Annotated in this window: 20 protein-coding genes, 1 other RNA gene and 1 pseudogene; 9 read left to right on the top strand and 13 right to left on the bottom strand. The window is 66.6% G+C overall.

What is annotated here, in order from left to right:
• Positions 1–18 precede the first annotated feature (18 nt).
• Both CKY51_RS05330 and CKY51_RS05325 read left to right on the top strand, forming a co-directional pair.
• Positions 19–1266, top strand: coding sequence for a DUF819 family protein (locus tag CKY51_RS05330; RefSeq protein WP_022974104.1), 1248 nt, complete (start codon positions 19–21; stop codon positions 1264–1266).
• A 53-nt stretch (positions 1267–1319) separates the two neighbouring features.
• Positions 1320–2006, top strand: coding sequence for an HAD-IA family hydrolase (locus CKY51_RS05325; protein WP_022974103.1), 687 nt, complete (start codon positions 1320–1322; stop codon positions 2004–2006).
• 247 nt (positions 2007–2253) lie between these two features.
• Here CKY51_RS05325 and CKY51_RS05320 read toward each other — a convergent pair whose 3' ends face one another.
• Together CKY51_RS05320 and CKY51_RS05315 are read right to left on the bottom strand one after the other, a co-directional pair.
• Positions 2254–2478, bottom strand: a complete 225-nt coding sequence (locus CKY51_RS05320) for a YbdD/YjiX family protein (RefSeq protein WP_022974102.1) — start codon at positions 2476–2478, stop codon at positions 2254–2256.
• Positions 2478–4550: a carbon starvation CstA family protein gene (locus CKY51_RS05315; RefSeq protein WP_022974101.1), complete on the bottom strand. Its 2073-nt coding sequence runs from the start codon at positions 4548–4550 to the stop codon at positions 2478–2480. The genes CKY51_RS05320 and CKY51_RS05315 overlap by 1 nt, the downstream gene beginning before the upstream one ends.
• Before the next feature lie 226 nt (positions 4551–4776).
• Here CKY51_RS05315 and CKY51_RS05310 point away from each other — a divergent pair, with 226 nt between their 5' ends.
• Both CKY51_RS05310 and CKY51_RS05305 read left to right on the top strand, forming a co-directional pair.
• Entirely contained in the window at positions 4777–5634 is an 858-nt protein-coding gene (locus CKY51_RS05310) for a pirin family protein (RefSeq protein WP_022974100.1), read from the top strand.
• Positions 5635–5673: 39 nt separating this feature from the next.
• Entirely contained in the window at positions 5674–6099 is a 426-nt protein-coding gene (locus tag CKY51_RS05305) for an OsmC family protein (protein ID WP_022974099.1), read from the top strand.
• A gap of 109 nt (positions 6100–6208) precedes the next feature.
• Here the strand turns inward: CKY51_RS05305 and CKY51_RS05300 are convergent, their stop codons facing one another.
• From CKY51_RS05300 to nfi, 3 genes are all read right to left on the bottom strand, one after another.
• Positions 6209–6670 carry a hypothetical protein gene (locus CKY51_RS05300; protein ID WP_022974098.1) on the bottom strand — a complete coding sequence of 154 codons (462 nt, stop codon included), beginning with the start codon at positions 6668–6670 and terminating at the stop codon, positions 6209–6211.
• A 248-nt stretch (positions 6671–6918) separates the two neighbouring features.
• Complete coding sequence (locus CKY51_RS05295; RefSeq protein WP_022974097.1) at positions 6919–7809, bottom strand: pirin family protein; 891 nt, start codon at positions 7807–7809, stop codon at positions 6919–6921.
• Positions 7810–7903: 94 nt separating this feature from the next.
• On the bottom strand, positions 7904–8617 hold the full coding sequence (nfi, locus tag CKY51_RS05290) for a deoxyribonuclease V (protein WP_031340700.1): 714 nt from the start codon (positions 8615–8617) through the stop codon (positions 7904–7906).
• Between the two features lie 101 nt (positions 8618–8718).
• Here nfi and gpmA point away from each other — a divergent pair, with 101 nt between their 5' ends.
• From gpmA to CKY51_RS05270, 4 genes are all read left to right on the top strand, one after another.
• Positions 8719–9468 (top strand): 2,3-diphosphoglycerate-dependent phosphoglycerate mutase, encoded by a 750-nt coding sequence (gpmA, locus tag CKY51_RS05285; protein WP_022974095.1) that lies wholly within the window; start codon positions 8719–8721, stop codon positions 9466–9468.
• A gap of 127 nt (positions 9469–9595) precedes the next feature.
• On the top strand, positions 9596–9913 hold the full coding sequence (locus CKY51_RS05280; RefSeq protein ID WP_022974094.1) for a hypothetical protein: 318 nt from the start codon (positions 9596–9598) through the stop codon (positions 9911–9913).
• 178 nt (positions 9914–10091) lie between these two features.
• Positions 10092–12197, top strand: a complete 2106-nt coding sequence (locus CKY51_RS05275; protein WP_022974093.1) for a M13 family metallopeptidase — start codon at positions 10092–10094, stop codon at positions 12195–12197.
• A gap of 138 nt (positions 12198–12335) precedes the next feature.
• Positions 12336–13898 carry a phospholipase D family protein gene (locus CKY51_RS05270; RefSeq protein WP_152248965.1) on the top strand — a complete coding sequence of 521 codons (1563 nt, stop codon included), beginning with the start codon at positions 12336–12338 and terminating at the stop codon, positions 13896–13898.
• Positions 13899–13990: 92 nt separating this feature from the next.
• Here the strand turns inward: CKY51_RS05270 and CKY51_RS05265 are convergent, their stop codons facing one another.
• From CKY51_RS05265 to CKY51_RS05235, 7 genes and pseudogenes are all read right to left on the bottom strand, one after another.
• Positions 13991–15100: a protein-glutamate methylesterase/protein-glutamine glutaminase gene (locus CKY51_RS05265; protein WP_022974091.1), complete on the bottom strand. Its 1110-nt coding sequence runs from the start codon at positions 15098–15100 to the stop codon at positions 13991–13993.
• 14 nt (positions 15101–15114) lie between these two features.
• A complete protein-coding gene (locus CKY51_RS05260; RefSeq protein ID WP_022974090.1) occupies positions 15115–15921 on the bottom strand; it encodes a CheR family methyltransferase in 807 nt (268 codons plus the stop codon).
• A 2-nt stretch (positions 15922–15923) separates the two neighbouring features.
• Entirely contained in the window at positions 15924–17207 is a 1284-nt protein-coding gene (locus tag CKY51_RS05255) for an EAL domain-containing response regulator (protein ID WP_022974089.1), read from the bottom strand.
• A 23-nt stretch (positions 17208–17230) separates the two neighbouring features.
• Complete coding sequence (locus CKY51_RS05250; protein WP_022974088.1) at positions 17231–17746, bottom strand: chemotaxis protein CheW; 516 nt, start codon at positions 17744–17746, stop codon at positions 17231–17233.
• A 161-nt stretch (positions 17747–17907) separates the two neighbouring features.
• Positions 17908–19909 (bottom strand): annotated as a pseudogene (locus CKY51_RS05245) (methyl-accepting chemotaxis protein); the annotation flags it as partial.
• A gap of 59 nt (positions 19910–19968) precedes the next feature.
• Positions 19969–21960 carry a chemotaxis protein CheA gene (locus tag CKY51_RS05240; protein WP_022974086.1) on the bottom strand — a complete coding sequence of 664 codons (1992 nt, stop codon included), beginning with the start codon at positions 21958–21960 and terminating at the stop codon, positions 19969–19971.
• 14 nt (positions 21961–21974) lie between these two features.
• Entirely contained in the window at positions 21975–22304 is a 330-nt protein-coding gene (locus tag CKY51_RS05235) for an STAS domain-containing protein (RefSeq protein WP_022974085.1), read from the bottom strand.
• Between the two features lie 632 nt (positions 22305–22936).
• On the opposite strand from CKY51_RS05235, the gene CKY51_RS05230 reads away from it, so the two are divergent.
• Positions 22937–23012: non-coding RNA, sX9 sRNA (locus CKY51_RS05230), on the top strand.
• A gap of 3 nt (positions 23013–23015) precedes the next feature.
• Here the strand turns inward: CKY51_RS05230 and mfd are convergent.
• Positions 23016–26483 (bottom strand): transcription-repair coupling factor, encoded by a 3468-nt coding sequence (mfd, locus tag CKY51_RS05225; protein WP_022974084.1) that lies wholly within the window; start codon positions 26481–26483, stop codon positions 23016–23018.
• Positions 26484–26518 lie beyond the last annotated feature (35 nt).

The raw sequence follows: 26518 nt of genomic DNA, 5'->3' as shown, positions 1-26518 counted from the left end.
GCAGGAAGTCCATCCGCGTTGACCGTCGCCAACACCGCTCTGATCGACAACGATATCGTGGTGTTCGGCTTGATCGCCGCCACCCTGGGGGCGGTGTTCTGGACATCGTCCCGCGAGCACGGGCCGTGGCGGCGGTTCTATGCCGTGGTCCCGGCCTTGTTGCTGTGCTACCTGCTGCCGGGCATCTACAACACCGTCGGCTTGATCGGTGGTGGCAGCACCCGGCTGTACAACCCGATCGCCCGCGATGTCCTGCTGCCTGCCGCATTGGTGTTGCTGACGCTGGGCATCGATCTCAAGGCGATTCTGCAACTCGGGCCACGGCTACTGGTGATGTATCTGGGCGCGTCGCTCAGCGTGATGCTGGGCGCCGTAGTGGCGTTCTGGCTGATGCAGTGGCTGCATCCGGCCACGGTCGCCGGCGATACCTGGGCCGGGATGGCCGCGTTGGCGGGTAGCTGGATCGGTGGCGGCGCCAACATGCTGGCGATGCGGGAAATCTTCGCCGTCGACGCCACCACCTTTGGTCAGTTCGCGGTGATCGATGTCGGCGTGGGCTACGTCTGGATGGCGCTGTTGATCGCGCTGGCACAGCATGCTCCCCGGTTGGATGCCCGCAGCGGTGCCGATACCCGTGCGCTGGATGCGCTGCAAGCGCAGATGGCGCAGTTCCAGGCCATGCATGCCCGGATTCCCAGCCTCGCCGACCTGATGGTCATCGTCGGCGTCGGGTTTGGCGGGGTCGGGTTGGCGCATGCACTGGCCACGCCGCTGGCGGGGTGGTGCAAGGCGCGGCTGCCGTGGGCGTCGCAATTCAGTCTGGATGCGCCGTTCGTCTGGGTGGTGGTGCTGGCAACCAGTCTGGGGCTGTTGTTGAGCTGTACCCGTGCCCGCACCCTGGAAGGAGCCGGCGCATCGCGGATCGGCACCGTGCTGCTGTATTTCCTGATCGCCTGCATCGGCATGCAGATGGACCTGCTGGCCTTGCTCGATCGCCCCTGGCTGTTCCTGCTGGGCCTGCTGTGGATCCTGGTCCATATCGCCGTGCTGTGGGGCCTGGCCCGCCTGTTGCGGGTGCCGTTCTTCTACTTTGCGATCGGCTCGCAGGCCAACATCGGCGGGCCGGCGTCGGCGCCGGTGGTCGCCACGGCCTTCCATCCGGCACTGGCCCCGGTCGGTGTGCTGCTAGGGACGCTGGGCTATGCCACCGGGACCTATCTCGCCTATCTGGTCGGCATTACCCTGCGGGCCATGGCGGGTCACTGAGCTCTGCGTTGTTGCGCTGCAGCAGTCATAATGGCGTTCTTTGCGAGGGCGCCATGTACAGGCATCGATTCGAGCTTCTGATCAGCGATTGCGACGGCGTGCTGGTCGACAGCGAAGTGCTGGCCGACCAGGTCATGCGCGAGGCGCTGGCGGCGTTCGTGCCGCTGGAGCCGCTGGAGCGCTTGTTGGCCACCACCTTCGGCCAAACCACGCGCGAGGTGCTGCGGCGGGTGCAGGAGCAATTCGCGCTGCAATTGCCCGAGACCTTGCTGACGCAGATCCAGACCCGCAGCGAGGCCTTGATCGCTGCGCAGGTCCAGCCGATTGCCGGTGTTCGCTCCGCGTTCGAGCAGATTCCATTGCCGTTGGCAGTGGCCTCCAACAGCCGCCGGCACAATGTGGTCGCCTCGGTCGCGCGCGCTGGCCTCAGCGAGCGCGCGGCGGGGCGGATCTTCGCCGCCGACATGGTCGAGCGGCCCAAGCCGGCGCCCGATGTCTATCTGCTGGCCGCCCAGACCGTGGGCGTAGCGCCTGCGCACTGCCTGGTGATCGAGGACAGCCTGACCGGCGCGACCGCCGCGCTGGCGGCGGGCATGCAGGTACTCGGCTTTACCGGCGCCGGCCACGTGCCGCCGGGGCATGCCGAGGCCTTGCGGCGTTTGGGCGTGCGCGAGGTGTTCGACGATATGCGTGCCTTGCCGGAACTCTTCGTGCAGTTGACCCAGGCTGCCGCCGGCTAGAACGCTGCGAGTGCTGTCTGGCTGAGCCAGACGGCTGGCGATGGGGTCGCTGCACGGACTGTAGGCGGGTTGGGTGAAAGGGCGACGGCGCGTGTCGCCACAGCCGGTACCGGCGCGCGCTGCTGCATGACCCGGCTCGCCGGATGGACGACCGCACGTCCCGCGCGTTTCATCGGCAACCAGGCGACTGATAAGCGAAAGGGCGCGTCGCCGCGCCCCTTCGCCTCGCTGGTTCAGGCAGTTCCGCTCAGCAGCAGCGGAAACCGCTCTTGCCGCCGTACCGCGCGTCCTGGCGCTCGCGGAAGAAGGTCGGGTAATCCATCACCGGCCGATCCGGATGCCGCTCGAGCATATGCCGCACGTAGTTGTCGTAGTCCGGAATGCCGCAGCACAGCCGCGCGGTCTGTACCAGGCGCCGCCAGATGCGGCGATGCGCCTGGTAGTGACTGATGGGAACGAGTTGGGTGCCCATCACAGGTCTGCCATTTGATGCGGCTGCAAGGCCACGTAGGGCGCCTCGCGGTCGCTGCGCTGGGGACTGCGACGTGCCGCCACGATCGTCTTGATCGAATAGATCAGGATCGACGCGACCACGAACAGGAACAGCGCGGTCAGGCCGGTGTTGACGTAGGCGTTGGTGACGATCTGCTGCATCTGCGCCACGCTCTTGGCCGGTGCGGTGATGGTGTCGCTGGCGATGGCGGCCTGGAACTTGTGCGCCTGCGCCAGGAAGCCCTGCGCCGGATTGCTGTCGAAGATCTTGATCAGCCCGGCGTAGGTGGTGCACAGCAGCAGCCATAGCGCCGGCACGATGGTCACCCAGGCGTAGCGGTCGCGCTTGAGCTTGAACAACACCACCGTGCCCAGCAGCAACGCGATGCCGGCCAGCATCTGGTTGGAGATGCCGAACAGCGGCCACAGCGTCTGGATACCGCCGAACGGATCGATCACGCCGGTGTAGAGCAGGTAGCCCCACAGCGCCACGCAACCGCCGGTGGCGATGATGTTGGCGGTCCACGACTCGGTCCGGCGCAGGGCCGGCACGAAGTTGCCCAACAGGTCCTGCAGCATGAAGCGCCCGGCACGGGTACCGGCGTCGACGGCGGTGAGGATGAACAAGGCTTCGAACAGAATGGCGAAGTGGTACCAGAACGCCATCGTGTCCTCGCCGGGCAGCACCTGGTGCAGGATCTGTGCGATGCCGACCGCCAGCGTCGGTGCGCCGCCGGCGCGCGCCAGGATGCTGTGCTCGCCGATATCGCGTGCCGTGGCCTCGAGCACCTGCGGCGTGATGCTGAAGCCCCACTCGCTGATCTTGGCTGCCACCGCGACGGTGTCGCTGCCGACCAGCGAGGCCGGGCTGTTCATGGCGAAATAGATGCCCGGTTCGATGATCGAGGCCGCTACCAGCGCCATGATCGCCACGAACGATTCCATCAACATGCCGCCGTAGCCGATATAGCGCATGTGCGCCTCGTTGGCCAGCAGCTTGGGCGTGGTGCCGGAGGAGATCAGCGCATGGAAGCCGGAGACCGCACCGCAGGCAATGGTGATGAACAGGAACGGGAAGATGCCGCCCTTCCACACCGGGCCGTCGCCGCTAGCGGCGAACTGGGTCAGCGCCGGCATCTTCAGATCGGGCATCACCACCAGGATGCCGATCGCCAGGCCGACGATGGTGCCGATCTTGAGGAAGGTCGACAGGTAGTCGCGCGGCGCCAGCAGCAGCCAGACCGGCAGGACCGAGGCGACGAAGCCGTAGCCGATCAGCATCCAGGTGATCTGCTTGGCGGTGAAGGTGAAGGCCGGGCCCCAGGTCGGGTCCGCCGCCACCTTGCCACCCAGCCAGATGGCGCCCAGCAGCAGGATCAACCCCACCACCGAGATCTCGCCGATCTTGCCGACGCGGATGTAGCGCATGTACACGCCCATCAGGATCGCAATCGGCATGGTGGCGATCACCGTGAACATGCCCCAGGGGCTCTCGGCGAGCGCCTTGACCACCACCATCGCCAGCACCGCCAGGATGATGATCATGATCAGGAAGGCGCCGAACAGCGCGATGGTGCCTGGCACCTGGCCCATTTCCTCGCGGACCAGGTCGCCGAGCGAGCGTCCGTTACGACGGCTGGACAGGAAAAGCACCATGAAGTCCTGCACCGCGCCGGCCAATACCACACCCACCACCAGCCATAACAGGCCGGGCAGGTAGCCCATCTGCGCGGCCAGCACCGGGCCAACCAAGGGGCCGGCGCCGGCGATCGCGGCGAAGTGGTGGCCGAACAGCACGTGCTTGTTGGTGGGCACGTAGTCCAGGCCGTCGTTGTTGATCACCGCGGGGGTGGCGCGGGTGGGATCGAGCTGCATCACCTTGTCGGCGATGAACAGGCCGTAGAAGCGGTAGGCGATCAGGTAGATCGACACCGCGGCGACGACGATCCACAACGCGTTGATGTGCTCGCCGCGTCGCAGCGCCACGGTACCCAGACAGAACGCGGCCAGTAGCGCCAGTGCGCCCCAGGCCAGCTTCGAGAACCCTTTCATGCATGCCTCTCCTGATCGATCCGGCTAGGGTCGCGCCCGGGTCCGCCGGGGTCAATGGCGGCCGCCTCGGCCAGGCTAGAACTTTGGTCGTAGTGCGTCTTGCAACGGTGTGCCCGGATTGGCGCCCGCCACCGGCGGCGATGGAACGATCGGTTGCGCCGGGAGCAGTTGGGACGCGCATCCGTTGCCTCCATGATGCTGGCTTGATCCGTTCAAGGAGCGTCCGATGAGCCTCACCTCCGCCGCTGCGGCGCACGTCCTGCGCAGCATTCGCGGCCTGCCCACCTCCGACGGCGCCGGCGTCAAGCTGACGCGGGTGATCGGTACCTCGCAACTGCCGGCGCTGGATCCGTTCCTGATGCTGGACGAGTTCGGCACCGATCAGGCCGAAGACTATATCGCCGGCTTCCCGAGCCATCCGCATCGCGGCTTCGAGACGGTGACCTACATGCTCGATGGGCGCATGCGGCACAAGGACAACCACGGCAACGAGGGCCTGCTGACGCCGGGCAGCGTGCAGTGGATGACTGCAGGCCGCGGGCTGATCCATTCGGAAATGCCGGAGCAGGAATCCGGGCGCATGCGTGGGTTTCAACTGTGGGTGAACCTGCCTGCGCGCGACAAGATGACCGATCCGAAGTACCAGGAATACGCGCCGGAAGGCATTCCGCTGGTGCATCCGGCCGACGGCGTGACGGTGAAGATCATCGCCGGGCAGGTGGGCGAGCAGCAGGGGCCGATCGTGCAGCCGGCCACCGCGCCGGTCTACCTGGATATCGCCCTGGAAGCCGAGCGCGCGTGGGAGTACGCATTGCCCAGCGGCCATAACGCCTTCGCCTATGTGTTCGAGGGCGCAGTGACGGTCGGTGAGGGCGATGCCGCACGCAGCGTGGCGTCCCAGGAGCTGGCCGTGCTGGGCGGTGGCGAGCGCGTGCTGCTGCGTGCTGCGGGCGAGGGCGCTCGGCTGATTTTGGTCGGCGGGCGTCCGCTCAACGAGCCGGTGATGCGGCATGGTCCGTTCGTGATGAATACCAAGCAGGAATTAATGCAGGCCTTTGTCGACTTCCAGGAGGGCCGGTTTTGAGCAGGCAGCGGTTCCCAACCTCATCCCGGAGTGCCATCAATGTCTGATCGCCCCGTTCGTGTCGTCACCGGCGCGGTTCCTTACACCGTCACCATCGACGATGGGCAGCACCAGTGGCAGGGCGATACCCAGCCCGCCAACGGCGGCGCCGATGCCGGGCCGGACCCGGAGGCGCAGGTGCTGGGGGCACTGGGCGCGTGCACGGCCATCACTGTCTCGATGGTGGCGGCCCGCAAGCAGTGGCCGCTGACGGCCGTGCATGTGCATCTGCGCTACAGCGAGCGTGCCGGCAGCGTCACCACGATCGAGCGCGAGCTTGTGCTCGAAGGCGCGCTGGACGATGCGCAGCGCACGCGCTTGCTGGAGGTGGCGGAGAAATGCCCGATCCATCGCTTGCTGACAGGTGAGGTGCGGGTCGCGACCGCATTGCAGGCGCCGACGATCAGCGGCGCATCCGACCGCTGACTTGGCTAGGCAGGTCGCTGCTGGCAGGCATCGCGGGCTGCCGGTGAGTCTTCGTTGTGCCAATGGGCAGTGGTCGGCGCAGTCGCCGGCCACTGCCTGATGCAGACGATCAGCGCTGCAGCGCCAGACTGGCCGGCTGCAGGTCCATGCTCTGCACCAGCGACTGCATCGAGCTCAGCTCCTCGCCGCTGGTGCCGTCGATCCACAGCTGCGCATAACGCTTCTTGCCCAGTTCGACTACGGTGACGCGGCGCGAATCCATGCCCGGAACCTCACGACCCCCCAGATCGAGCTTGTACCAGTAGAACTCCTCCTGCTGGATTTGGCCCTTTTCGGCGCGCCGGTCGCGCGACAGCACCATGTCCGGGTCGCGGGTGGTCAGCATGACCCCCAGCACCTGGCGGCCATCGGCGGTCGTCGCCTTGCAGACCAAATAATCCGCGCCGGCCAACTGGTTCCATTGCAGGCCCGAGGCGGGCGGCAGTGGCGGGCAGACCGGCGAGGATTGGGCATTGGCGGTGGCGGCGGCCAACAGCAGGGACAAGCCGACTAGACAGGATGCGCGCTTCATTCAAGTAATCCCCGGCGATGGAAGACGATGCGGGCGACGTCGTCCTACGTGCCGCTGCACCGGCTCGAACTCCCCGTTCGAGCGTGCCGTCCACGCAACGTGCTCCGACTACGTGGGTATCACTATCACAGTTCCAGCGCCGGTCTCAAGCCGATTTGCAGCCGCGACCGGCATCGCCCGTGCAGCGCGGTACTTCCGCGACGAGACCTGGCGTGCTTGCGCTCGCCAGCACGGTTTTGCGCATGGTTTCAAGGGTAATTGACCGGTTTGGGGGCCGGGGTCTCGGGCAGCGGAATGAACTCCTGATCGTCGCCGGGAATGCTGCCGAAGCGACCGGCCTGCCAGTCCTCCTTGGCCTGTTCGATGCGTTCCTTGGAGCTGGAAACAAAGTTCCACCATAGGTGACGCGGGCCGTCCAGCGGTTCGCCGCCGAGCAGCATCGCCTTGAGTGGCGTTTTGGCGCGCAATCGCCCGCGTGCTCCGGGCGAGGGCACGATCAGATGGCGCGCCGGCACGTCGGCGCCATCCAGCTGCGCTTCTCCATCCAGAATGTAGAGCGCGCGCTCGGCATGCCCCGCGTCCAGGTCGAGCTCCGCCTCCGCTGCCAGATCGAGGGCGACGTTGAGGGTGCCACTGAAGACCTGCACCGGCGATTCTTCGCCATACGCGCGACCAGCGATCACCCGCAGCCACACGCCGTCGCGCCGCTGCTGCGGCAAGCTGGCGGCTGGATGGTGAAAGAAGGCCGGTGCGGTCTCCTCGGCGGAGCGTGGCAACGCGACCCAGGTCTGCATGCCGTGCAACGCATGCATGCGGCTGCGTTCCGGGCCAGGCGTGCGCTCGGAATGGGCGATGCCGCGGCCGGCGGTCATCCAGTTGACGTCGCCGGGCCGGATCACCTGATCCGAACCGAGGGTATCGCGGTGGCCAATTTCGCCGTCCCACAGGAAGGTGACGGTCGCCAGGCCGATATGCGGATGCGGACGCACGTCGATGCCGTGATCGGGCGCCAGCGAGGCCGGCCCCATGTGGTCGACGAAGACGAACGGGCCAACGCTGCGTGCCTGTAACGTCGGAACGGCGCGACGGACCTGGAGGCCGCCGATGTCGTGGACGCGCGGCGCGATCAAGGTGGTCATGGCGGGCTCGTGGCTGGGAGTTGGACCCGCAGCTTGGCACGGCTGTCCTTGGCATGCGCCAAGCCGGCGCAAGACGCTCCGTTCTGCGCCATGTTCACGCCAGCAGATCGCCGCTGGCGTCGAGCGTGATGTCGCCGCGCCGCGAGGCCAGGCGGTCGGCCAGCCGGGTTGGTTCGGGTAGCCGGTAGCTGCGCAGGGTGCGCAGTGTCCAGTCCAGTGCGCCCTGCAGCGAGACCCGGTGGCCAGGCGAGACGATCAAGGGATTGCAGCGTGGCTTGCTGCGCAAGGCCCAACCGATCTGCGCGCCGCCCAGGCGCAGCGGTGTGTGGTCGCCGCGTACCGGGCCAGGGTCGGCACACTCGCCGGCGAGCCGTTGCTTGGCCACGCCGATGCTCGGCAGCCCGGTGACCACGCCGAAGTGCGCCGCGATCCCCAACCGGCGCGGATGGGCGATGCCCTGACCATCGATGAAGACCAGGTCCGGCGTACGCGACAACAGCGCCAGCGCCTGCAGCAACGCCGGCAGTTCGCGGAAGCTGAGCAGGCCGGGCACATAGGGCATGCTGGTGGGCACGCGCGCCACCTGCGTCTCCAGCGGCAACAGCGTGTGGGCATCCAGCAGCACCGCGGCTGCGCGGGTGGTCTGGCCGTCATCCTCGAAGCCGACATCGAAGCCGGCCAGCAGTTGCGGTGTGGGCGTCCATCGATCGTCCAGCACGACCTGCCCAGCCAGTTGCTGTTGCAACTGACGCGCTTGACGGACGCTGCCGTCCCAACCGGCGAACACGGGATCGATGGCGGTCTGCATGCGCGCAGCATTGCGCGCTGCCTGTCGCCACACCGTGCACGCCAGCGCTGCATCGGCTGCCGCTACAATCGCAGGCTGATCGGCCCCATCGGAGAATCGTAGTGACCCGCAAACTCGTACTGCTGCGCCATGGCCAGAGCCAATGGAACCTGGACAACCGTTTCACCGGTTGGGTGGACGTGGATCTCACCGAACAGGGCCGGCAGGAAGCGGCGGCTGCCGGCAAGTTGATGAAGGACGAAGGCCTGCAGTTCGATGTCGCGCACACCTCGGTGCTCAAGCGCGCGATCCACACCTTGCAGGGCGCCTTGAAGGAGCTGGACCAGGATTGGCTGCCGGTGTTCAAGAGCTGGCGCCTCAACGAGCGCCACTACGGCGGGTTGCAAGGCCTGGACAAGGCCGAGACCGCCGCCAAGCACGGCGAAGAGCAGGTCAAGATCTGGCGTCGGTCCTACGACATCCCGCCGCCGGCGATGCGCGTGGAGGATCCGGGCCACCCGGTCCACGATCGCCGCTACGCCACGCTGGACCGCAACGCGTTGCCCGGTACCGAGTCGCTGGCCACCACGCTGGTGCGCGTGCTGCCGTATTGGCACGATGCGATCGCTCCGCAGTTGAAGGCCGGGCAAACCGTTCTGGTGACTGCGCACGGCAATTCCTTGCGCGCGCTTTACAAGTACCTCAACAACGTTTCCGATGCGGAGATCCTCGAGCTCAACATCCCCACCGGTATTCCGTTGTTGTTCGAGCTGGACGAGGCCTTGCAGGTGCAGAGCTACCGCTATCTCGGTGACCCGGAAGCGGCCAAGCGCGCGGCAGAAGCGGTCGCCAACCAGGGCAAGGCCAAGTAGTCCAGTCGGCGCCCGCGGCGCGTGCCCGTTGCCTGCACCATGCGGTGAGCAGGCAACGGCCATGGCGGTTGGATGCGCTGCGCAGCGCAGAGCGAGTAGGCAGTGTGCAAATCCTGGAGCATGGTGGATGTCTGGACGACGTAAAACCCAGCAGATCAGCGCGACCTATTGCCGCGCCTATCTGGTGACCCTGGGCCTGTTGTTGGCCGGTGGAAGTGGTGCATTCGCTGGCTTGGCCGCCGGTAGCGTCTCCAGCAATGCCTTGCTGCTGGCCTTGCTGATCTGTGTGATCGGTTTGGTGCTGCTGGCATTCGGCTTGTTCGGGCCGGCGCAACAGATGGAGGCTTGGGCCGGTGCTGCGTCGGGGCACGAGGTGGCGCTGGTGCTGATGCTGCTGGCGTATCCGGTGTACCTGTTGCTGGCTCCGTTTTACCGGCGGCGCTAGCGGCCCAATAGGGCGTGCGAGCCTGTAGGCGGCGCGCGTCGGCAGAGTTCGACATAGGGCGGTAGCGGCATCACGCAGTCGCGCCACCGTCGTAAAGATGGATGTAGCCTGCGTTGGCGATCGGGGCCCGCAGCGTTTTGGATCATGCGCCACGCCATCACCGGCTTTGGAGAATTGAATGAAGTTGAGCACCTTCGTCCCGCTGCCGCTTGCCTTGGCTGTCGCGGTGGCGCTGTCGGCCTGCGGCGCCTCCGACGACACCACCAAGGCCGCCTTTCCCGCGGCGCGGGCCGCGCCGCCGGCCACCGTGGATGTATCCAAGCTGGATGCGCCGATCGTGGCCTTCGGGAGCGGCGATCTGGATCCTGCGGTCAGCGCCTGCCAGGACCTCAATGGCTTCGTCAACGGCAAATGGTTGAAGGCCAATCCAGTGCCGTCCGATCGCAGCAGCTGGGGCAGTTTCGAGGTGTTGGCCGAGCGGTCGTTGACGATCCAGCATGCCTTGGTCGAACAGCTCGCGCGCGGCACGCTGTCGCCGGGGTCGGTGGATGCCAAGATCGCCGACCTGTGGCGCACCGGTTCGGATGAGGCGGCGATCGACCAGGCCGGCATCGCGCCCTTGCAACCGCAGTTGCAGGCCATCGATGCGCTGAAGGATCCTGCCGGCATTGCCGGCTGGCTGCGCGACAGTTACGCCCAGGGGCAGGGCTTCGTGTTTTCGTTCGGCGCCAATGCCGACTACAAGAATTCCGAGCAGATGATCGCCTACGCCGGCCAGGGCGGATTGGGGCTGCCGGAGAAGAGCTATTACAGCGAGCCTGGGCAGGCCAACATTCGCAGCCAGTACGTCGCCTATATCGCGCGGATGCTGGAATTGTCGGGAGTGCCGGTAGCGCAAGCGCAGGCGCAGGCCAAGTCGGTCATGGCGTTCGAAACGCGGTTGGCCAAGGCCTCGCTGTCGCGGATCGAATTACGTGACCCGGCCAATCGCTATCACCCGGTGGATGTGGCGGCCGCCAACCGGGTCACGCCGCATTTCGACTGGCAGGCGTTCTTCGCCGCGCTCAAGATACCGGCCGGCACGTTCTCGCTGAGCCAGCCGGGATACTTCGCCGAGTTCGACGCGATGCTGGCCGATACGCCGCTCGAGACCTGGAAGGCCTATCTGCGCTTCCACAGCATCGACGAGGCCGCCCCCTATCTCGCCAAGCCGTTCGAGCAGGCCAATTTCGATTTCTATTCCAGGACGCTGCGTGGCCAGCAGGACATGCTGCCGCGCTGGAAGCGCACCTTGAACGCGGTCAACGCGGCGATGGGCGAGGCGTTGGGCCAGCTGTATGTGCAATCCGCGTTCCCGGCCGAATCCAAAGTGCAGATGCAGCAATTGGTGCAGAACCTGTCGCTGGCGCTGAAGGCGCGGCTGCAGCAGCTGGACTGGATGAGCGAGGAAACCAAGCAACGAGCGCTGGAGAAGTGGGCCAGTTTCACCCCGAAGATCGGCTACCCCGATCAGTGGCGCGATTGGTCGGGTCTGCAGATCCGCAGCGAGGGATTCCTGGCCAACATGCAGGCGGCGCAGGCGTTCAATTATCGCGACATGCTGGACAAGATCGGCAAGCCGGTGGACAAGCGCGAGTGGCACATGACGCCGCAGACGGTCAACGCCTACTACAACGCCACCCGCAATGAGATCGTGTTTCCGGCGGCGATCCTGCAGCCGCCGTTCTTCGATCCCAAGGCCGACCTGGCACTGAACTACGGCGGCATCGGCGCGGTGATCGGCCACGAAATGATGCACGGGTATGACGACTCCGGTAGCCAGTTCGACGCCAAGGGCAATTTCGATTCGTGGTGGAGCGATGCCGATCGCAAGCGGTTCACCGAACGCACCGATCGCCTGGTGGCGCAGTTCGATGGCTATGAGGCACTGCCCGGTGTCCATGTGAAGGGCAAGCTGACCTTGGGCGAAAACATCGGCGACCTGGGTGGGCTGACCGTGGCCTACGATGCCTTGCAGATGGCATTGCAGGCACAGCCCGCGGCCAACAAGGACGTCGATGGCTATTCGCAGGACCAGCGCTTCTTCATGAACTGGGCCACGGTGTGGCGCCGCAACTTCACCGATGGCGAGTTGCGCGTCCGTCTGAATACCGATCCGCATGCGCCAGCCAATTTCCGCGCCAACGGTGCGCCATCGAACATGCCGGCGTTCGCGCAGGCCTTCCAGTGCAAGCCCGGCGATGCGATGGTGCGCGGGGACAAGGAGCGCGTGACGATCTGGTAGGCGCCTGTGCGCGCGTCGGCAACGCGCGTCCAAGGCGGACAGGAATAGTCGCCTTGGTCGCGGTCGCTTAGGCGGGCCGTGCACACCGGCCACAAGCAGGCGCTCTACACTGCGGGCCGGAGGCAGCAGGGACCGGTCGTGCGCAAGCTTGGAAGGATCAAATGGACGGGCATCGGCCTGCTGGTGCTGCTGGCGGTGGGCCTGCTCTCGCTGTATGGCTATGGACGGTCCGCCGGCCACCTGCGTGGTGCAGCCAGCCACGCCTTGCCGGTGGTTGCCGCTGCCACCGCGATCGATCGCGCGGTCGCACCGGTACAGCTGGCGCATGCGGGCCAGACCGGCATGGTGATCCTGTCCGACAACGTGGATGCCTTTGCCGTGCGAGCGTTGACCGCACGTGCCGCCGGCCGCAGTCTGGACCTGCAGTACTACATCTGGCATACCGACTTCACCGGCAACCTGCTGCATCGTGAGTTGCTGCGTGCGGCCGACCGAGGAGTGCGGGTGCGGCTGTTGCTTGACGACATGAACGTGCACGGCAGCAAATCCGTGCTGGCGGCGCTCGACAGCCATCCGCTGATCGAGGTGCGCCTGTTCAATCCCACCCGCGCCCGCGAGGGCACGCTGATGCGCGGCGTGGAAATGGTGCTGCGCATGTTCAGCATCAACCGTCGCATGCACAACAAGGCCTGGATCGCCGATGGCCGCGTTGCCGTGCTGGGCGGGCGCAACGTCGGCGACGAATATTTCGATGCCTCGCGCGATACCAACTTCATGGATGTCGATGCGGCGCTGATCGGGCCGACGGTGCAGGCAGCCGAGCAGGTCTTCGATGCCTACTGGAACAGCGCCAATGCCGTGCCGCTGGCGGCGCTGGCGACGGCGCCGTCGCAGGCGCTGCAGGCGGTGCGGACCAGCCTGGACGCTGGATTGCAATCGACGCAGGCGCGTCCCTATGTCGAGCGACTGCAGCGCTCGCCGAATGTGCACAACCTGCTCGATGGCGGACGCCCACTGCATTGGCTGCAACAGGCGCGCATCGTGTCCGACCCGCCAGAAAAGGCCGAGGGTGCAACGCCGCAGGCCGATTGGATGACCCCGACGCTGATCGGCGAGATGACACGGGCGCAGCACGAACTGAAATTGATCTCGCCGTACTTCGTGCCGGGCGAGGAGGGCGTCGGCTGGATCGGTGGCCTGCGCAAACGCGGGGTGCAGGTCAGCGTACTGACCAATTCGCTGGCAGCCAACGATGTGGTGGCGGTGCACAGCGGCTACGCGTCTGCGCGGGTGCCGCTGCTGTCGCAGGGTGTGCGGTTGTACGAGCTCAAGCCGATGGGCCGCAGGGAGGGCAGCCTGTTCGGATCCAGCGGTGCCAGCCTGCATACCAAGGCGTTCGTGGTCGACGATACCGCCAGCTTTATCGGCTCGTTCAATCTCGACCCGCGTTCGATGAATCTCAATACCGAGATGGGGTTGCTGTTCGAGAACCGCGCCGCCAGCGCCGAACTGGAGCGGCTCTACGATCAGAAGGCCGGGCCGGCGTTGAGTTATCGCGTCGTGCTCGAACAGGGACAACTGCGCTGGCACGACGACGCGGCCCAGCCCCCGGAGACCTGGAAGCGCGAGCCGGCGGCCAGCCTGTGGCGGCGCAGCGCGGCGACGGTGCTGGGCTGGCTACCGCTGGAGTCGCAGTTGTAGGAGGAAGATGGCCGAATCTAGGTCTGCACAGCAGTCGCGCCGGTGATGCACTGCGGTCAGGAGCGTCGGCAGATCAGCTCGGCCGTCGCGCCTTATTGCAGCTGGGTGACGATCTCGCGCGCCATCGCGCCGAGCGGCAGGATGCGATCGGCACCGCCGCGTTTGATGGCTTCCTTGGGCATGCCGAATACGATGCTGGTCTGCTCGTCCTGCGCCACCGTGCGGGCACCGGCCTGGCGCATCTCCAGCAGCCCGGCGGCACCGTCATCGCCCATGCCGGTCATGATGATGCCCAGCGCATTGCTGCCGGCTGCACGTGCGGCCGAGCGGAACAAGACGTCTACCGACGGCCGGTGACGATTGACTGGCGGGCCTTCGAGCACTTCGACGAAGTACTGCGCGCCGCTGCGGCGTAGCAGCAGATGCTTGCCGCCAGGCGCAATCAGCGCACGTCCCGGCATCACGCGATCGTTGTTCGCTGCTTCCTTCACCGCGATCTGGCACAGGCCGTCCAGCCGTGCGGCGAAGGCGGCGGTAAATTTTTCCGGCATGTGCTGCACGATTACGATCCCGGGACAGACGCGCGGCAGCGCAGTCAGGACTTCTTCCAACGCCTGGGTGCCGCCGGTGGAGGTGCCGATGGCGACGACACGCTCGGTGGTCTGCGCCAGTGCGCGGCCGCTTTGCGCCGGCAGGATCACGTCGGCGTTGTGCTTGACGTCGGCTTCCAGCGGCGTGGCAGTGGCGCGCGCCGCCAGCCGCTTGACGTTGGCGCGGGCGGCGCTGCGCACAGTGGCGACCAGTTCGTCGGCCGATTCGGTCAGGAATTGTTTCAGGCCCAGGCGTGGCTTGGTGACCACCGCTACCGCGCCGGCGGCCAGCGCGTCCATGGTGACGCGGGCGCCTTTCTCGGTGAGGGTGGAGCAGATCACCACCGGCGTCGGCCGCTCGCTCATGATCTTGCGCAGGAAGGTGATGCCATCCATGCGTGGCATTTCCACGTCCAGCACGATCACGTCGGGCCACTGTTGGCGCATCTTGTCCATCGCCAGCAATGGGTCGGCAGCGGTGGCGATCACCTCGATGCCCTGTGCTTCGTTGAGTACGCCGACCAACACTTGGCGCACGACCGCCGAGTCGTCGACCACCATCGCCTTGATGGTGTTGGGGTTTGCAGCGGAACGGGGCAGCGCGGTGGACATGGGCACTCCTCGGCTCAGGCCTTGCGGTAGATCGAGGGTGCCACCTGGACCAGGTCGACGTCGAGTTCGCTCAGGCTCTCCGAATGGCCGATGCAGAAGTGGCCGCCCGGCTTGAGGTGGTTCAGCACCCGCTGGATCACTTCACGCTTGGTCTGGCCGTTGAAATAAATCATCACATTGCGCAGGAAGATCAGCTCGAAGCTGCCCAACATCGGCAGCGCGGCGTTGAGGTTGGCGTGCACGAACTGCACGCGCTCGCGCAGACGCCGTTCGATCAGCAAGGTGCCCTGGTACTCACCCTGGCCGCGCAGGCAATAGCGCTTGAGGTAGGCCGGCGGAATACCGTCGATGCGCTGCAGCGCGTAGTGGCCGGTCCGCGCCTTGGCCAGCACGCGCGTGCTGATGTCGGTGCCCACCACCTCGAAGGCGCGGCCCTGCAGGCAATCGTCCAGCACCATCGCCATGCTGTATGCCTCCTCACCGCTGGAGCTGGCCGCGCTCCAGCAACGCAGGGGCGCCGGGCCACGGTGCTCGCCGGCCAGGCGGCGCAGCAGGTCGAAATGCTTGGGCTCGCGGAAGAAGTACGTTTCGTTGGTGGTGAGCAAGTCGATCGCGGTCTGGATCTCGACCTTGTCCTGGCGGCTTTCGAGCAGCTGCAGGTACTGCGTATAGCTCTCGAAGCGATGTTCCTTGAGACGCTTGCCCAACCGGCCGCACAACATGGCCTTCTTGCCGCTGGAGATGCTGATGCCGGCGGCTTCGAAGATGAAACGCTGGAAGCGTCCGAATTCCTGTTCGGTGATGGCGGTGGCGCTGCTCATGCTCAGGCCACGTCCGCATCGTCGGCGAGGGTGGTGCCGCACAGGCCGGCGATGCGCAAGGCATGGGTGCGCCACCAGTCGGACAGCATCGGTCCGGGCATCGGCGATGCCATCAGGTAGCCCTGTGCCAGATCGCAACCGAGGTCGCGCAGCAGCCGCCAATCGTCGGGCGTTTCCACGCCTTCGGCCACGGCGGTCAGTTCCAGCCGATGCGCCAGCTCCAGCGTCGACTCGAGCACGGTGCGCTGGCTGCGGCTGCGATGGGCCGCATGCACGAAGCTGCGGTCCAGCTTGAGTTCGGTGAACGGGATGCTGGCCAGACGCTGCAGCGAAGAGAAGCCGGTGCCGTAGTCGTCGATCGACAGGCCGAAGCCATGCAGGCGCAAGCGCGCCAGCATGCTCAGCGCGTTGGCCGGTTCCACCAGGGCGCTTTCGGTGAGTTCCAGGACCAGATCGGCCGGCGTCAGCCCGTGCTCGGCCAGCTTGCCGCACAACTGCTCCAGGAAGTCGGCTTCGCCCAGCAGGGTCGGCGACAGGTTCAGTGCCAGCGTCAGGTGCAGGCCTTCGCCGCGCCAGTCCACCAGTTGCTTGATCGCCTTGTCGACCACCTGCTGGGTCAGCGCATGGATCAGGCCTTCGCGCTCGGCCAACGGAATGAAGCGATCCGGTCCGATCATGTCGCCTTGCGGGCGCCGCCAACGGGCCAGCGCCTCCACGCCGCGCAGGCGACCGTCGCGCAGATCGAGCTTGGGCTGATAGGCCACGCGGATCTCACCGCGGCGCATGGCGCGGTCCAGCCGCGAGGCGGCTGCGCCACCGCTGGAGAGCAAGGCGCTGATGGCGACTGGCGGCGGCGCCGGTTCGCTGGGCGCGGTCCCCGGCACGCAATTCAACGCCGTGGCCAGTTCCTGCAGGGTCAGTGGCTTTTCCAATCCGCCCAGCACCCGCAACCCGGCGCTGCGGCCGAGTTGGGTGACGGCATCGATCAACGCGCTGCCGCGCTGGGAAACCACGATCACCGGGACGCTTTGCTGGCCGCGCGCCAAGGCATCGAGTAGCTGCACGCCGTCCATGCCTGGCATTTCCAGGTCGATCAGCATCAGCGATGGCGCGCTCGCGTGCGCCAGCCAATCCAGCGCGGCCAGGCCATCGCTGGCGCCATCCACGGCCGCCGCGCCGAGTTGCCGGCACAGCGCCATGGCATGTTCGCGCTGGACCGCGCTGTCGTCGACCACCAGGACGGGGCCTGCCAGCGCACAGTTGCAGGAGAGAAGGGCGGAACGCATGAGGCAATCCTTGGGCAGCCAGGTCAGGCGGCCAGGTCGGTGGCGGCCAGCTGGGCGAGGGCATCGCTGCTCAGCACGGCGTCGGCGTCGAGAAGCAGGACGAAGCGCTCGCCGATGCGGCCCATCGCCTGGATGAAGTCGCGGCGGATTGCCGTCCCGAAGCTGGGCGCGGCGGCGATCTCTTCATGCGCGATCTCCAGCACTTCGCTGACCGCGTCCACCAGCAGGCCCAGCACCTGCGAGCCCTGCGCCTGGGCGATTTCCACGATCACAATACAACTGCGCTTGGTGATGGGGCTGGCGCTGCGGCCGAAGCGTTGCTGCAGGTCCAGCACCGGCACCACCGCGCCGCGCAGGTTGATGACCCCACGCAGCGCCGCCGGCATCATCGGCACATCGGTCGGCGTGCGGTACTCGATGATTTCCTTGATGCCCAGGATGGCCAGGCCGAACAGTTCCGTGCCCAGCATGAAGGTCAGGTATTGCTGCGCCGGTGACGAGGGCGTCACGCTGGTCGAGGCTGCGCGTTGCGGTTGCATGGTCTGGCCTCAGAAGCTGGCGAACTGGCTTTCGTCGATGGCTTCGGCGCCTGCCGCTGCCACGCCGATCGGACGGACGTTGCTGCGCCGGTGAGCGACGTTGGGCGATGCATAGCTGCTGGTCTGGACCGCGCGCCGTGCGGCGGTCGGCCGGACGGCGCTGGCGCCGTGGCTGTCGCCGGCAAGCCGGAAGAAGCCCATCAACTGCTGCAACTGCTCGGCCTGCGCACTCATTTCCTCCGAGGTCGCCGCCAGTTCTTCGGCATTGGCCGCTGCCGACTGGGTGGTCTGGTTCAACTGACCGACAGCGGTGTTGATCTGGCTGACGCCGGCGGTCTGTTCCTCGGAGGCCGCCGCGATTTCCTGCACCAGGTCGGAGGTGCGGCGGATCGACGGCACCATCTCGCCGAGCACGCGGCCGGCACGTTCGGCCAATTGCACGCTGGATTCGGCGACCTCGCCGATCTCCTGCGCGGCGACCTGGCTGCGTTCGGCCAGCTTGCGCACTTCCGCCGCCACCACCGCAAAGCCCTTGCCATGCTCGCCGGCGCGCGCGGCTTCGATCGCCGCGTTCAAGGCCAGCAGATTGGTCTGATAGGCGATGTCGTCGATGATGCCGATCTTCTTGGCGATGTCCTTCATCGCCACCACGGTGGCGCGCACGGTGTCGCCGCCATCGGAGGCTTCGGTCGCCGCCTTGGCCGCCATGCTGTCGGTGATGCGTGCGTTCTCGGTGTTCTGCGCGATCGAGGCAGTCATCTGCTCGAGCGAAGCGCTGGTTTCCTCGACACCGGCGGCCTGCTCGCTGGCGGCCTGCGCCAGCGCTTGTGCGGTGGCGCTGACTTCTTCCGATGCGCTGGCCAGGTTCTCGGCGTTGCGGTTCACCTCGTCGACGATTTCGGTCAGCCGACGCATGGTGGTGTTGACGTAGCGCTGCATGTCGGCGAATGCGCCTTCGTAGCGGCCTTCCACGGTGTGGGTCAGATCGCCGTCGGCCATCGCGCCCATTACCTGGATCACTTCGGAAATGCTGCGCAGGTTGCCGCGCGCACGCTCCACCGTCTCGTTGATGAAGGCCTTCTTGCCCGGCAGCTGCGCCAGCGGCGCGTCGAAGTTGCCGCGACCGAATTCAGCCACCACGCCCATCGCCAGCTTCTTGACCGCGATATGCGCGCCGACCATCTGGTTGATGCCGGCAGCCATGGTGCGAAAGTCGCCATCGAAGCGGCTGGTGTCGATCACCACGTCGATGTCGCCGGCTTCGTGTTCGGCCGACATGCGGTTGATCTCGCGGATCAAGCCGGTCAGGTTGCCGCGCACCCGCTCGATGGTCTCGTTGATGAAGCGCTTCTTGCCCGGCAGCAGCGGCAGCTCGGCGGTGAAGTTGCCGCGGCCGAACTCCTCGACGCAGGCGATCGCCTGCTTCTTGACCGCGATATGGCTGGCGACCATGGCATTGATGCTTTCTGCCATGCGACGGAAGTCGCCGGTGAAGCGCTGCGGGTCGATGACGACGTCGATATCGCCGGCATCGTGTTCGGCCGACATGCGGTTGACCTCGGCGACCATGCCGGTGAGGTTGCCGCGGATCTGGTCGACGATCTCGTTGATGAAGGCCTTCTTGCCGGGCAAGCGTTCCAGTTCGGCGGCGAAGTTGCCACGGCCGAACTCGGCCACGCAGGCCATCGCCTGTTTCTTCACCGCAATGTGGCTGGCAACCATGCGATTGATACCTTCGCCCATGCCGCGGAAGTCGCCATCGAAGCGGGTGACGTCGATGCGCACGTCGATGTCGCCGGCGTCGTGCTCGCGCGAGACCCGATGGATCTCGTCGTTCACGTGCCGGACGCCGCTTTGCAGCTTGCGTAGCGCACGCAGCACATCGCTGGACTGGTCATCGCGGACCTGCGGCAAGGCCAACTCGAAGTTGCCTTGCGCGAAGGCTTCCAGCGTCGTGGTCGCCAGCTGTAGCGTGTCGGCAGCGGTGCGCACTGCCCAGGCGAGCAGTGCGCCACCGGTCAACGCGGCCAGCACGATGCCGGTCAGCAGCACGCCGGGCGAGAGTGACAAGGCGATGCCGATCGCACTCGCGCCCACGGGGAGAGCGATGGCGACGGCGGCAGTGAGCCACAATTGGGTGGCGGCGGGAACACGGTGCGACATGGCGACGGCTTCCTGATGTCAGGCAAGAACGGACACGATGGTTGGACGAACGGTGAGGCTCAGGCTGCCAGGGCGTCCTGGCTGGGCTGCAACTGCTGGATAAGGCTGGCAATGTCGAGAATCAGCGCGACCTCGCCGCTGCCGAGGATGCTCGAGCCACTGATGCCCTTGGCCTGTGCGAAGACCTTGGACAACGGTTTGATGACGGTCTGCCATTCGCCGAGCAAGGTGTCGACCACCAGGCCGAAGCGCTGCGATCCTTGGCGGATGACCACGATGCTCTCGCGTACCGGCGTCTTGCCGCCGAGTGCGAACAGCTCGCGCAGGCGCACATAAGGCAGCACGGTGCCGCGCAGGTCGATGTAGTCGCTGGCATAGTTGGGAGTGAATTCCACGCACTCCTCCACCAGGTCCAGCGGCACCACGAACACCGACTTGCCCACCCCGACCTGGAAGCCATTGATGATCGCCAGCGTCAGCGGCAGGCGCACCGAAATGGTGGTGCCCACACCGGCGGTGCTGTCGATCTCCACGGTGCCGCGCAATGCGGTGATGTTGCGCTTGACCACGTCCATGCCGACGCCGCGGCCAGACAGGTTGGTGACCTTTTCGGCGGTGGAGAAGCCGGGCTCGAAGATCATCGCGAACACTTCGCGATCGCTGAGCTGGCGGCCGGGTTCGACCAGGCCACGCTCCACCGCCTTTGCCAGGATCTTGTCGCGGTTCAGACCGCCACCATCGTCGGTGATCTCGATGACGATGCTGCCGGAGTCGTGATAGGCATTGAGCCCGACGGTGCCGCGCGCGGGCTTGCCGCGCGCCACGCGCACCTCGGCCGGTTCGATGCCGTGGTCCATCGCGTTGCGGACCAGATGCGTGAGCGGGTCGCCGATCTTTTCCACCACCGACTTGTCCAGTTCGGTGTCTTCGCCGGCCACCACCAGCGCGATGTCCTTGCCCAGCTCGCGCGCGACGTCGTGCACCACGCGCTGGAAGCGACTGAAGGTGCCGCCGATCTTGACCATGCGCAGTTGCAAGGCGCTCTCGCGCACGTCTTCGACCAGGCCAGCCAGGATCGAGGCCGATTCCAGCAATTGCGCATCGCCGGTGCGCTGGGCATTGGCGCCGGTGCTGGCGACGGCGATGATCAGTTCGCCAACCAGATCGATCATGCGATCGAGCTTGTCGGCATCCACGCGGATGGAGCGCGCTTCGGCATGACGGGCAGCGTCCGGCGTCGCGCGTGCCGGCGTGGTGGCTGCCACGGCGGGGTGGGGCGGCGGTGCGACGGCTGGCACGGCCGCCGCCTGGGCTTCGGCGCTGCCAGGCAGTGGCAGTGCGACGATCTCCAGGTCGCAGTCTTCGCGTACGAATTCGAACACGTCCTCGATCGCCGCGCGATCGGCATCGGCACGCAGCAGGATTTCGAAGCCGAGGTAGTTGGCTTCCGGATCCAGCTCGGCAAACGCGGGCAACTGGCTGGCGTCGGTTCGCACCGATTCGACCGAGCCCAGGCCGCGCAGATTACGGATCAGCTTCAGCGGCGAATTGCCGAAGCGCAGCGCGTCGGCGAACAGTTTCAGGGTGATACGCCAGTAGCCGCTCTGCTTTTCCGGCGTGCTGCGCTGGATCGCCTCGGCGGTCGTGCCGCAGGCCGCTCCTTGCAGATAGGTTTGCAGTTGCGCCAGCAACGGCTCGGCCTCGGCGGCCAGCGCGGCCGGGTCGGCATGGCTGGGATCGGCAGCGGTCTCGACCAGCGCATGGATATGATCGCAGCACACCAGCAGCAGCGCGATCAGTTCCGATTGCAGGGTCAGCTTGTCCTCGCGCACCAGATCCAGCACGCTCTCCACCACATGGGTGAAGCCCACCAGTTGCGGCAGGTCGAACAGACCGCCGGAGCCCTTGATGGTGTGGGCGGCGCGGAAGATCGCATTGACCGCATCCGGTGCTGCTTCGCCACGCTCGGCCTGTAGCAGGTGGCGTTCCATGTCTTCGAGCAGATCCCGGCTCTCCGCCAGGAAAGTCTGCATCAATTGGGTCATATCCATTGCGGCGCCGTCCCTCAGTGCAGGCGTTCGTCCAGCCCGGTGGCTGCGTGCGGATACAGCGTCTCCAGCAGGCCGAGCAGTTCCATCACGTCCACCACGGCGCGGCTGGAATCGGTGAGCGAGAACGGCCGTCCATCGGCCTGGATGGCCTGCTTGGTCGCCAACAGCAGCTGTAGGCCAGTGGTGTCGATCTCGCTAACCGCCGCCAGGTCCAGCCGCACGCCACCCGGATGCGCCAGTGCCGGCTCCAGCAGGGGCTTGAGTTCGGCCGCGCGACGGATGGTCATCTCGCCTTCGAGGGCGAGCGTCAGTGGGGCGGGCAGGTCGGGCAATAGGATGTTCATCGGTGCCTCGGGGGCGGTGGTGCGCTGGGTGCCATGACGCGGGAGGAGAGCGGTCGGTGCCGCAGGCGCCACAGCGCACACGAGCCGATCGGTCTATGCAGGTATCGGCGCGCGGCAGGAATATTTAGGCAAAATTCATCACGATGATGGTTTTGCGAATTCGATCACCTCTGGCGGGTTAATGGCTCAGCTTTGTTGAAACGTGCTGATGTGCTAAGCAAACGAGCGCAATCAGGGGCGCTCGTTCATCGACGCGTTGCCGAGGGCAGGCCAAGAGCAGGCAAAGGCCGCAGTCGCGGTAGCCGCGGTGTGGCGTAGGAGAGAGCGGTGGGTCGACCCTGGAACGGCTGGGGTCTTGGGTCAGCAGAATCGGATGACGGCAGGCGGCGCCCTGTCATGCCGAGCCGCGTCTGCGTTGCCGGCCGCGCGATCCCCGAGCGCGTGGCTCAATGGTTTCACACAGCAGACGGCGGCCGCCCTTGGCAGACCTCCGTCACTGCACAAGCGCGCCAGTCGCCCCGGCAGCCGCGGGCACGGGCACGGGCACGGGCATCGCGATGGTGGCGACTAAGAGCAGATAATAAAACTACTGCGCAGCCGCCAGGCGGGCGCGGCCGGTGCTCGGAATCCTCATGGACCACTCGTACACTGCGGTTCCTGCGCGCCGTCCGCGCCCACCTGACGGCTGCTCGCTACGTTTTGTTAGCCGCTCTAATGCGGCGCCAGCGCCGTCAGCAAGCCTCGCGCCGCATTGAAGCGATCGGCCGGCTCGGGCAGCGGCAATTTGATGCGCAGCTTGTCCGGGCCATCCATCGCATACAGCTTGGGCTGCTTCTGGATCATCTGGATCACCGCCATCGGGTCGATCGACGGCTTGGCCTCGAACACCAGGCGTCCGCCGCTATCGCCGAGGTCGAGCTTGCGCACGCCCAGCGTATTGGCCTGTAGTTTGAGCTCGGCAATGGCGAACAGATGTTTGACCGGATCCGGCAGCAGGCCGAAGCGGTCGATCATCTCCACCTGCAACTCGCGCAGCGCCTCGCTGTCGCGTGCGCTGGAGATGCGTTTGTAGAGGGTCAGGCGCGTATGGACGTCGGGCAGATAGTCTTCCGGGATCAGCGACGGCACGTGCAATTCGACCTCGGCACCGCGCACCTCTTCGCCGGCATCCAGGTCCGGCAGCTTGCCCTGTTTGATGCTGCGCACCGCGCGCTCGAGCAGTTCGGTGTACAGGCTGAAGCCGACCTCGGCCATCTGGCCGCTCTGGTCCTCGCCCAGCAGTTCGCCGGCACCGCGGATTTCCAGATCGTGGGTCGCCAGGGTGAAGCCGGCGCCCAGCTCGTCCATCGAGGCGATCGCCTCCAGGCGCTTTTCCGCATCCGGCGTGATCGAACGCCGGTCCGGCACCACCAGATAGGCGTAGGCGCGATGGTGCGAGCGCCCGACGCGTCCGCGCAGCTGGTGCAACTGGGCCAGGCCGAAGCGGTCGGCACGATTGATGACGATGGTGTTGGCGTTTGGGATGTCGATGCCCGATTCGATGATCGTGGTCGACAGCAGCACGTTGAAGCGCTGCTTCTGGAAATCCAGCATCACCCGCTCCAGCTCGCGCTCGGGCATCTGGCCGTGGGCGATGCCGATGCGCGCCTCCGGCACCAGCTCGGCCAGGTCGCGCTGCATGCGCACGATGCTTTCGACATCGTTGTGCAGGAAGTACAACTGGCCGCCGCGGCTGAGTTCGCGCTGGAAGGCCTCGCGCAGCAGCGCGTTGTCCCACTGGGTGATGAAGGTCTGCACCGCCAGCCGGTTCGGCGGCGGGGTGGCGATGATCGACAGGTCGCGCAAGCCGGCCATGGCCATGTTGAGCGTGCGCGGGATCGGCGTGGCGGTCAGGGTCAGCAGGTGCACGTTGGCGCGCATTGCCTTCAACGCCTCCTTCTGCCGCACGCCGAAGCGCTGCTCCTCGTCGACGATGACCAGGCCCAGATCCTTGAACTTCACGTCCGGCTGCAGCAGCCGGTGGGTGCCGACGATCACGTCGATATCGCCGCTGGCGACCTTTTCCAGCTCGGCCTTGATCTCCTTGGTGCTCTTGAAACGCGACAACACCTCGACCTTGAGCGGATAGTCGGCGAAGCGGTCGCGGAAATTGCGGTAGTGCTGCTCGGCCAGCAACGTGGTCGGCACCAGCACCGCCACCTGCTTGCCGGCGCTGGCCGCGGCGAAGGCGGCGCGCACCGCCACCTCGGTCTTGCCGAAGCCGACATCGCCGCAGACCACCCGATCCATCGGCTGGCTGCTGGCCAGGTCGCGCAAGGTGGCATCGATGGCGGCCAGCTGGTCGCCGGTTTCCTCGAACGGGAAGCCGGCGGCGAACGGCTCGTACATGGCGCGGTCCACCTGCAGCGCCAGCCCGGCGCGGGCGCGCCGGCGGGCCTGGATTTCCAGCAATTCCGCCGCCACGTCGCGCACTTTCTCGGCGGCCTTGCGCTTGGCCTTGGTCCATTGCTCGCCACCCAGCGAGTGCAGCGGCGCGGTCTCGGCCGAGGCGCCGGAGTAGCGGCTGATCAGGTGCAGCTGCGCGACCGGCACGTACAGCCGGTCGCCCTTGGCGTATTCGATCTCCAGAAACTCGCCGGGCATGCCGCCGGCGTCGAGCACGATCAGGCCGCGGTAGCGGCCGACGCCGTGATCCTCGTGCACGATCGGTGCGCCTTCGGACAACTCGCCCAGGTCGCGGATGATCGCTTCCGGCTCGCGGCCGGCCCGCCGCGTGCGGCGGGGCTGGTTGGCGCGCTCGGGAAACAGCTGGCGCTCGGTGAGCACGGCGATCTGCGGTGCGTCCAGCGCAAAGCCATCTTCCAGCGGCGCCACCGCGATGGCGAAACGCGGCGACGGGCTGGCCAGGAAGCCAGGCAGGTCGGCCACCACGTCCGGCTTGAGCTGCGCGGCGGCCAGCACTTCCATCAAGGCTTCGCGGCGGCCGGCCGAATCGGCCGCCACCAGCACTCGGCCCGGGTAGTGCTGAAGGAAGGTTGCCAGCGCCTGACCGGCCGGCGCGTCCTTGGCCGCCACCGGCAGCGCGGGAACCGGCTGGTCGCCCAACGGCGCGGCCTCGGACAGCCGTGGATGGTCGCTGGGCCACACTTCGATGCGCGCCAGACCATTGAGCCGCTCGCGCAGTGCGTCCGGCGACAGATACAGCTCATCCGGCGGCAGCAACGGGCGTTCGACGTCGTGCCGGCGCTGTTCGTAACGCTGCTGGGCCTGGCTCCAGAACGCATCGGCGGCGTTGGACACGCCGCTGGCAACCAGCGGCAAGGCATCCTTGTGCAGATAGTCGAACAAGGTGGCGGTCTTGCCGAAGAACATCGGCAGGTAGTACTCGATGCCCGACGGCGCCAGACCGGCCTTCAGATCCTGGTACAGCGCACTGCGGCGGGTGTCCACGTCGAAGCGTTCGCGCAGGCAGGCCAGCACCCGCTCCACGCTGGCATCGTCCATCGGCACTTCACGTCCGGGCAGCAGCTTGACTGCGTCGACCTTGTCCAGCGAGCGCTGCGACTCCGGATCGAAGGCACGGATCGAATCGATGTCCTCGTCCAGCAGTTCGATGCGCAGGGGCGCTTCGGTGCCCATCGGGAACACATCGAGCAGGCCGCCGCGCACCGCGAAGTCGCCCGGGTCCATGACCTGCGGCACGTTGCGGTAGCCAGCGCTTTCCAGCCGGCGCTTCTCCGCTTCCAGGTCCAGCCGCTGGCCGACCTTCAGGTCGAAGCTGCCGCCCACGATGTAGCTCAGCGGCGCCAGCCGTTGCAGCAGGGTCTGCACCGGCACCACCACCACGCCCTGGCGCAGGGCCGGCAGCCGGTGCAGCGCGGCCAGCCGCTGGCTGACGATTTCCGGGTGTGGGCTGAACTGATCGTAGGGCAGGGTTTCCCAGTCGGGAAACGGCACGACCGGCAGCGTCGAGTGCTCGCCCAGCAGGGTGTGCAGGTCCGACTCGATCTGGTGGGCGCTTTGGTTGTCGCGCGCGATCACCAGCACCGGGCCGGCATGGGCCTCGGCAGCGCGGGCGATCGACCACGCCAGCGCAGTCGGAGAAGCGGGAGTACGCCAGTAGGCGCGGAGCTGGCCAGACTTGGGCAGCGGCGGGGAAGGGAAGGTAGGCGACGGCATCAGCAGGCGATTTTAACAGAGCCCCTGGCGCGGCC

The organism is Xanthomonas maliensis (assembly GCF_009192945.1).
GTDB classification, from domain to species: Bacteria; Pseudomonadota; Gammaproteobacteria; order Xanthomonadales; family Xanthomonadaceae; genus Xanthomonas; species Xanthomonas maliensis.
The sequence above is the reverse complement of the archived record's forward strand: the minus strand, read 5'-3'. Positions and strand labels throughout refer to the sequence as shown.

Excerpts from the sequence above, each read along its gene's own strand:
- CKY51_RS05325 (WP_022974103.1), top strand. The coding sequence starts at position 1,320 with ATGTACAGGCATCGATTCGAGCTTCTGATCAGCGATTGCGACGGCGTG.
- CKY51_RS05320 (WP_022974102.1), bottom strand. The coding sequence starts at position 2,478 with ATGGGCACCCAACTCGTTCCCATCAGTCACTACCAGGCGCATCGCCGC.
- CKY51_RS05315 (WP_022974101.1), bottom strand. The coding sequence starts at position 4,550 with ATGAAAGGGTTCTCGAAGCTGGCCTGGGGCGCACTGGCGCTACTGGCC.
- CKY51_RS05310 (WP_022974100.1), top strand. The coding sequence starts at position 4,777 with ATGAGCCTCACCTCCGCCGCTGCGGCGCACGTCCTGCGCAGCATTCGC.
- CKY51_RS05305 (WP_022974099.1), top strand. The coding sequence starts at position 5,674 with ATGTCTGATCGCCCCGTTCGTGTCGTCACCGGCGCGGTTCCTTACACC.
- CKY51_RS05300 (WP_022974098.1), bottom strand. The coding sequence starts at position 6,670 with ATGAAGCGCGCATCCTGTCTAGTCGGCTTGTCCCTGCTGTTGGCCGCC.
- CKY51_RS05295 (WP_022974097.1), bottom strand. The coding sequence starts at position 7,809 with ATGACCACCTTGATCGCGCCGCGCGTCCACGACATCGGCGGCCTCCAG.
- nfi (WP_031340700.1), bottom strand. The coding sequence starts at position 8,617 with ATGCAGACCGCCATCGATCCCGTGTTCGCCGGTTGGGACGGCAGCGTC.
- CKY51_RS05280 (WP_022974094.1), top strand. The coding sequence starts at position 9,596 with ATGTCTGGACGACGTAAAACCCAGCAGATCAGCGCGACCTATTGCCGC.
- CKY51_RS05275 (WP_022974093.1), top strand. The coding sequence starts at position 10,092 with ATGAAGTTGAGCACCTTCGTCCCGCTGCCGCTTGCCTTGGCTGTCGCG.
- CKY51_RS05265 (WP_022974091.1), bottom strand. The coding sequence starts at position 15,100 with ATGTCCACCGCGCTGCCCCGTTCCGCTGCAAACCCCAACACCATCAAG.
- CKY51_RS05260 (WP_022974090.1), bottom strand. The coding sequence starts at position 15,921 with ATGAGCAGCGCCACCGCCATCACCGAACAGGAATTCGGACGCTTCCAG.
- CKY51_RS05255 (WP_022974089.1), bottom strand. The coding sequence starts at position 17,207 with ATGCGTTCCGCCCTTCTCTCCTGCAACTGTGCGCTGGCAGGCCCCGTC.
- CKY51_RS05250 (WP_022974088.1), bottom strand. The coding sequence starts at position 17,746 with ATGCAACCGCAACGCGCAGCCTCGACCAGCGTGACGCCCTCGTCACCG.
- CKY51_RS05240 (WP_022974086.1), bottom strand. The coding sequence starts at position 21,960 with ATGGATATGACCCAATTGATGCAGACTTTCCTGGCGGAGAGCCGGGAT.
- CKY51_RS05235 (WP_022974085.1), bottom strand. The coding sequence starts at position 22,304 with ATGAACATCCTATTGCCCGACCTGCCCGCCCCACTGACGCTCGCCCTC.
- mfd (WP_022974084.1), bottom strand. The coding sequence starts at position 26,483 with ATGCCGTCGCCTACCTTCCCTTCCCCGCCGCTGCCCAAGTCTGGCCAG.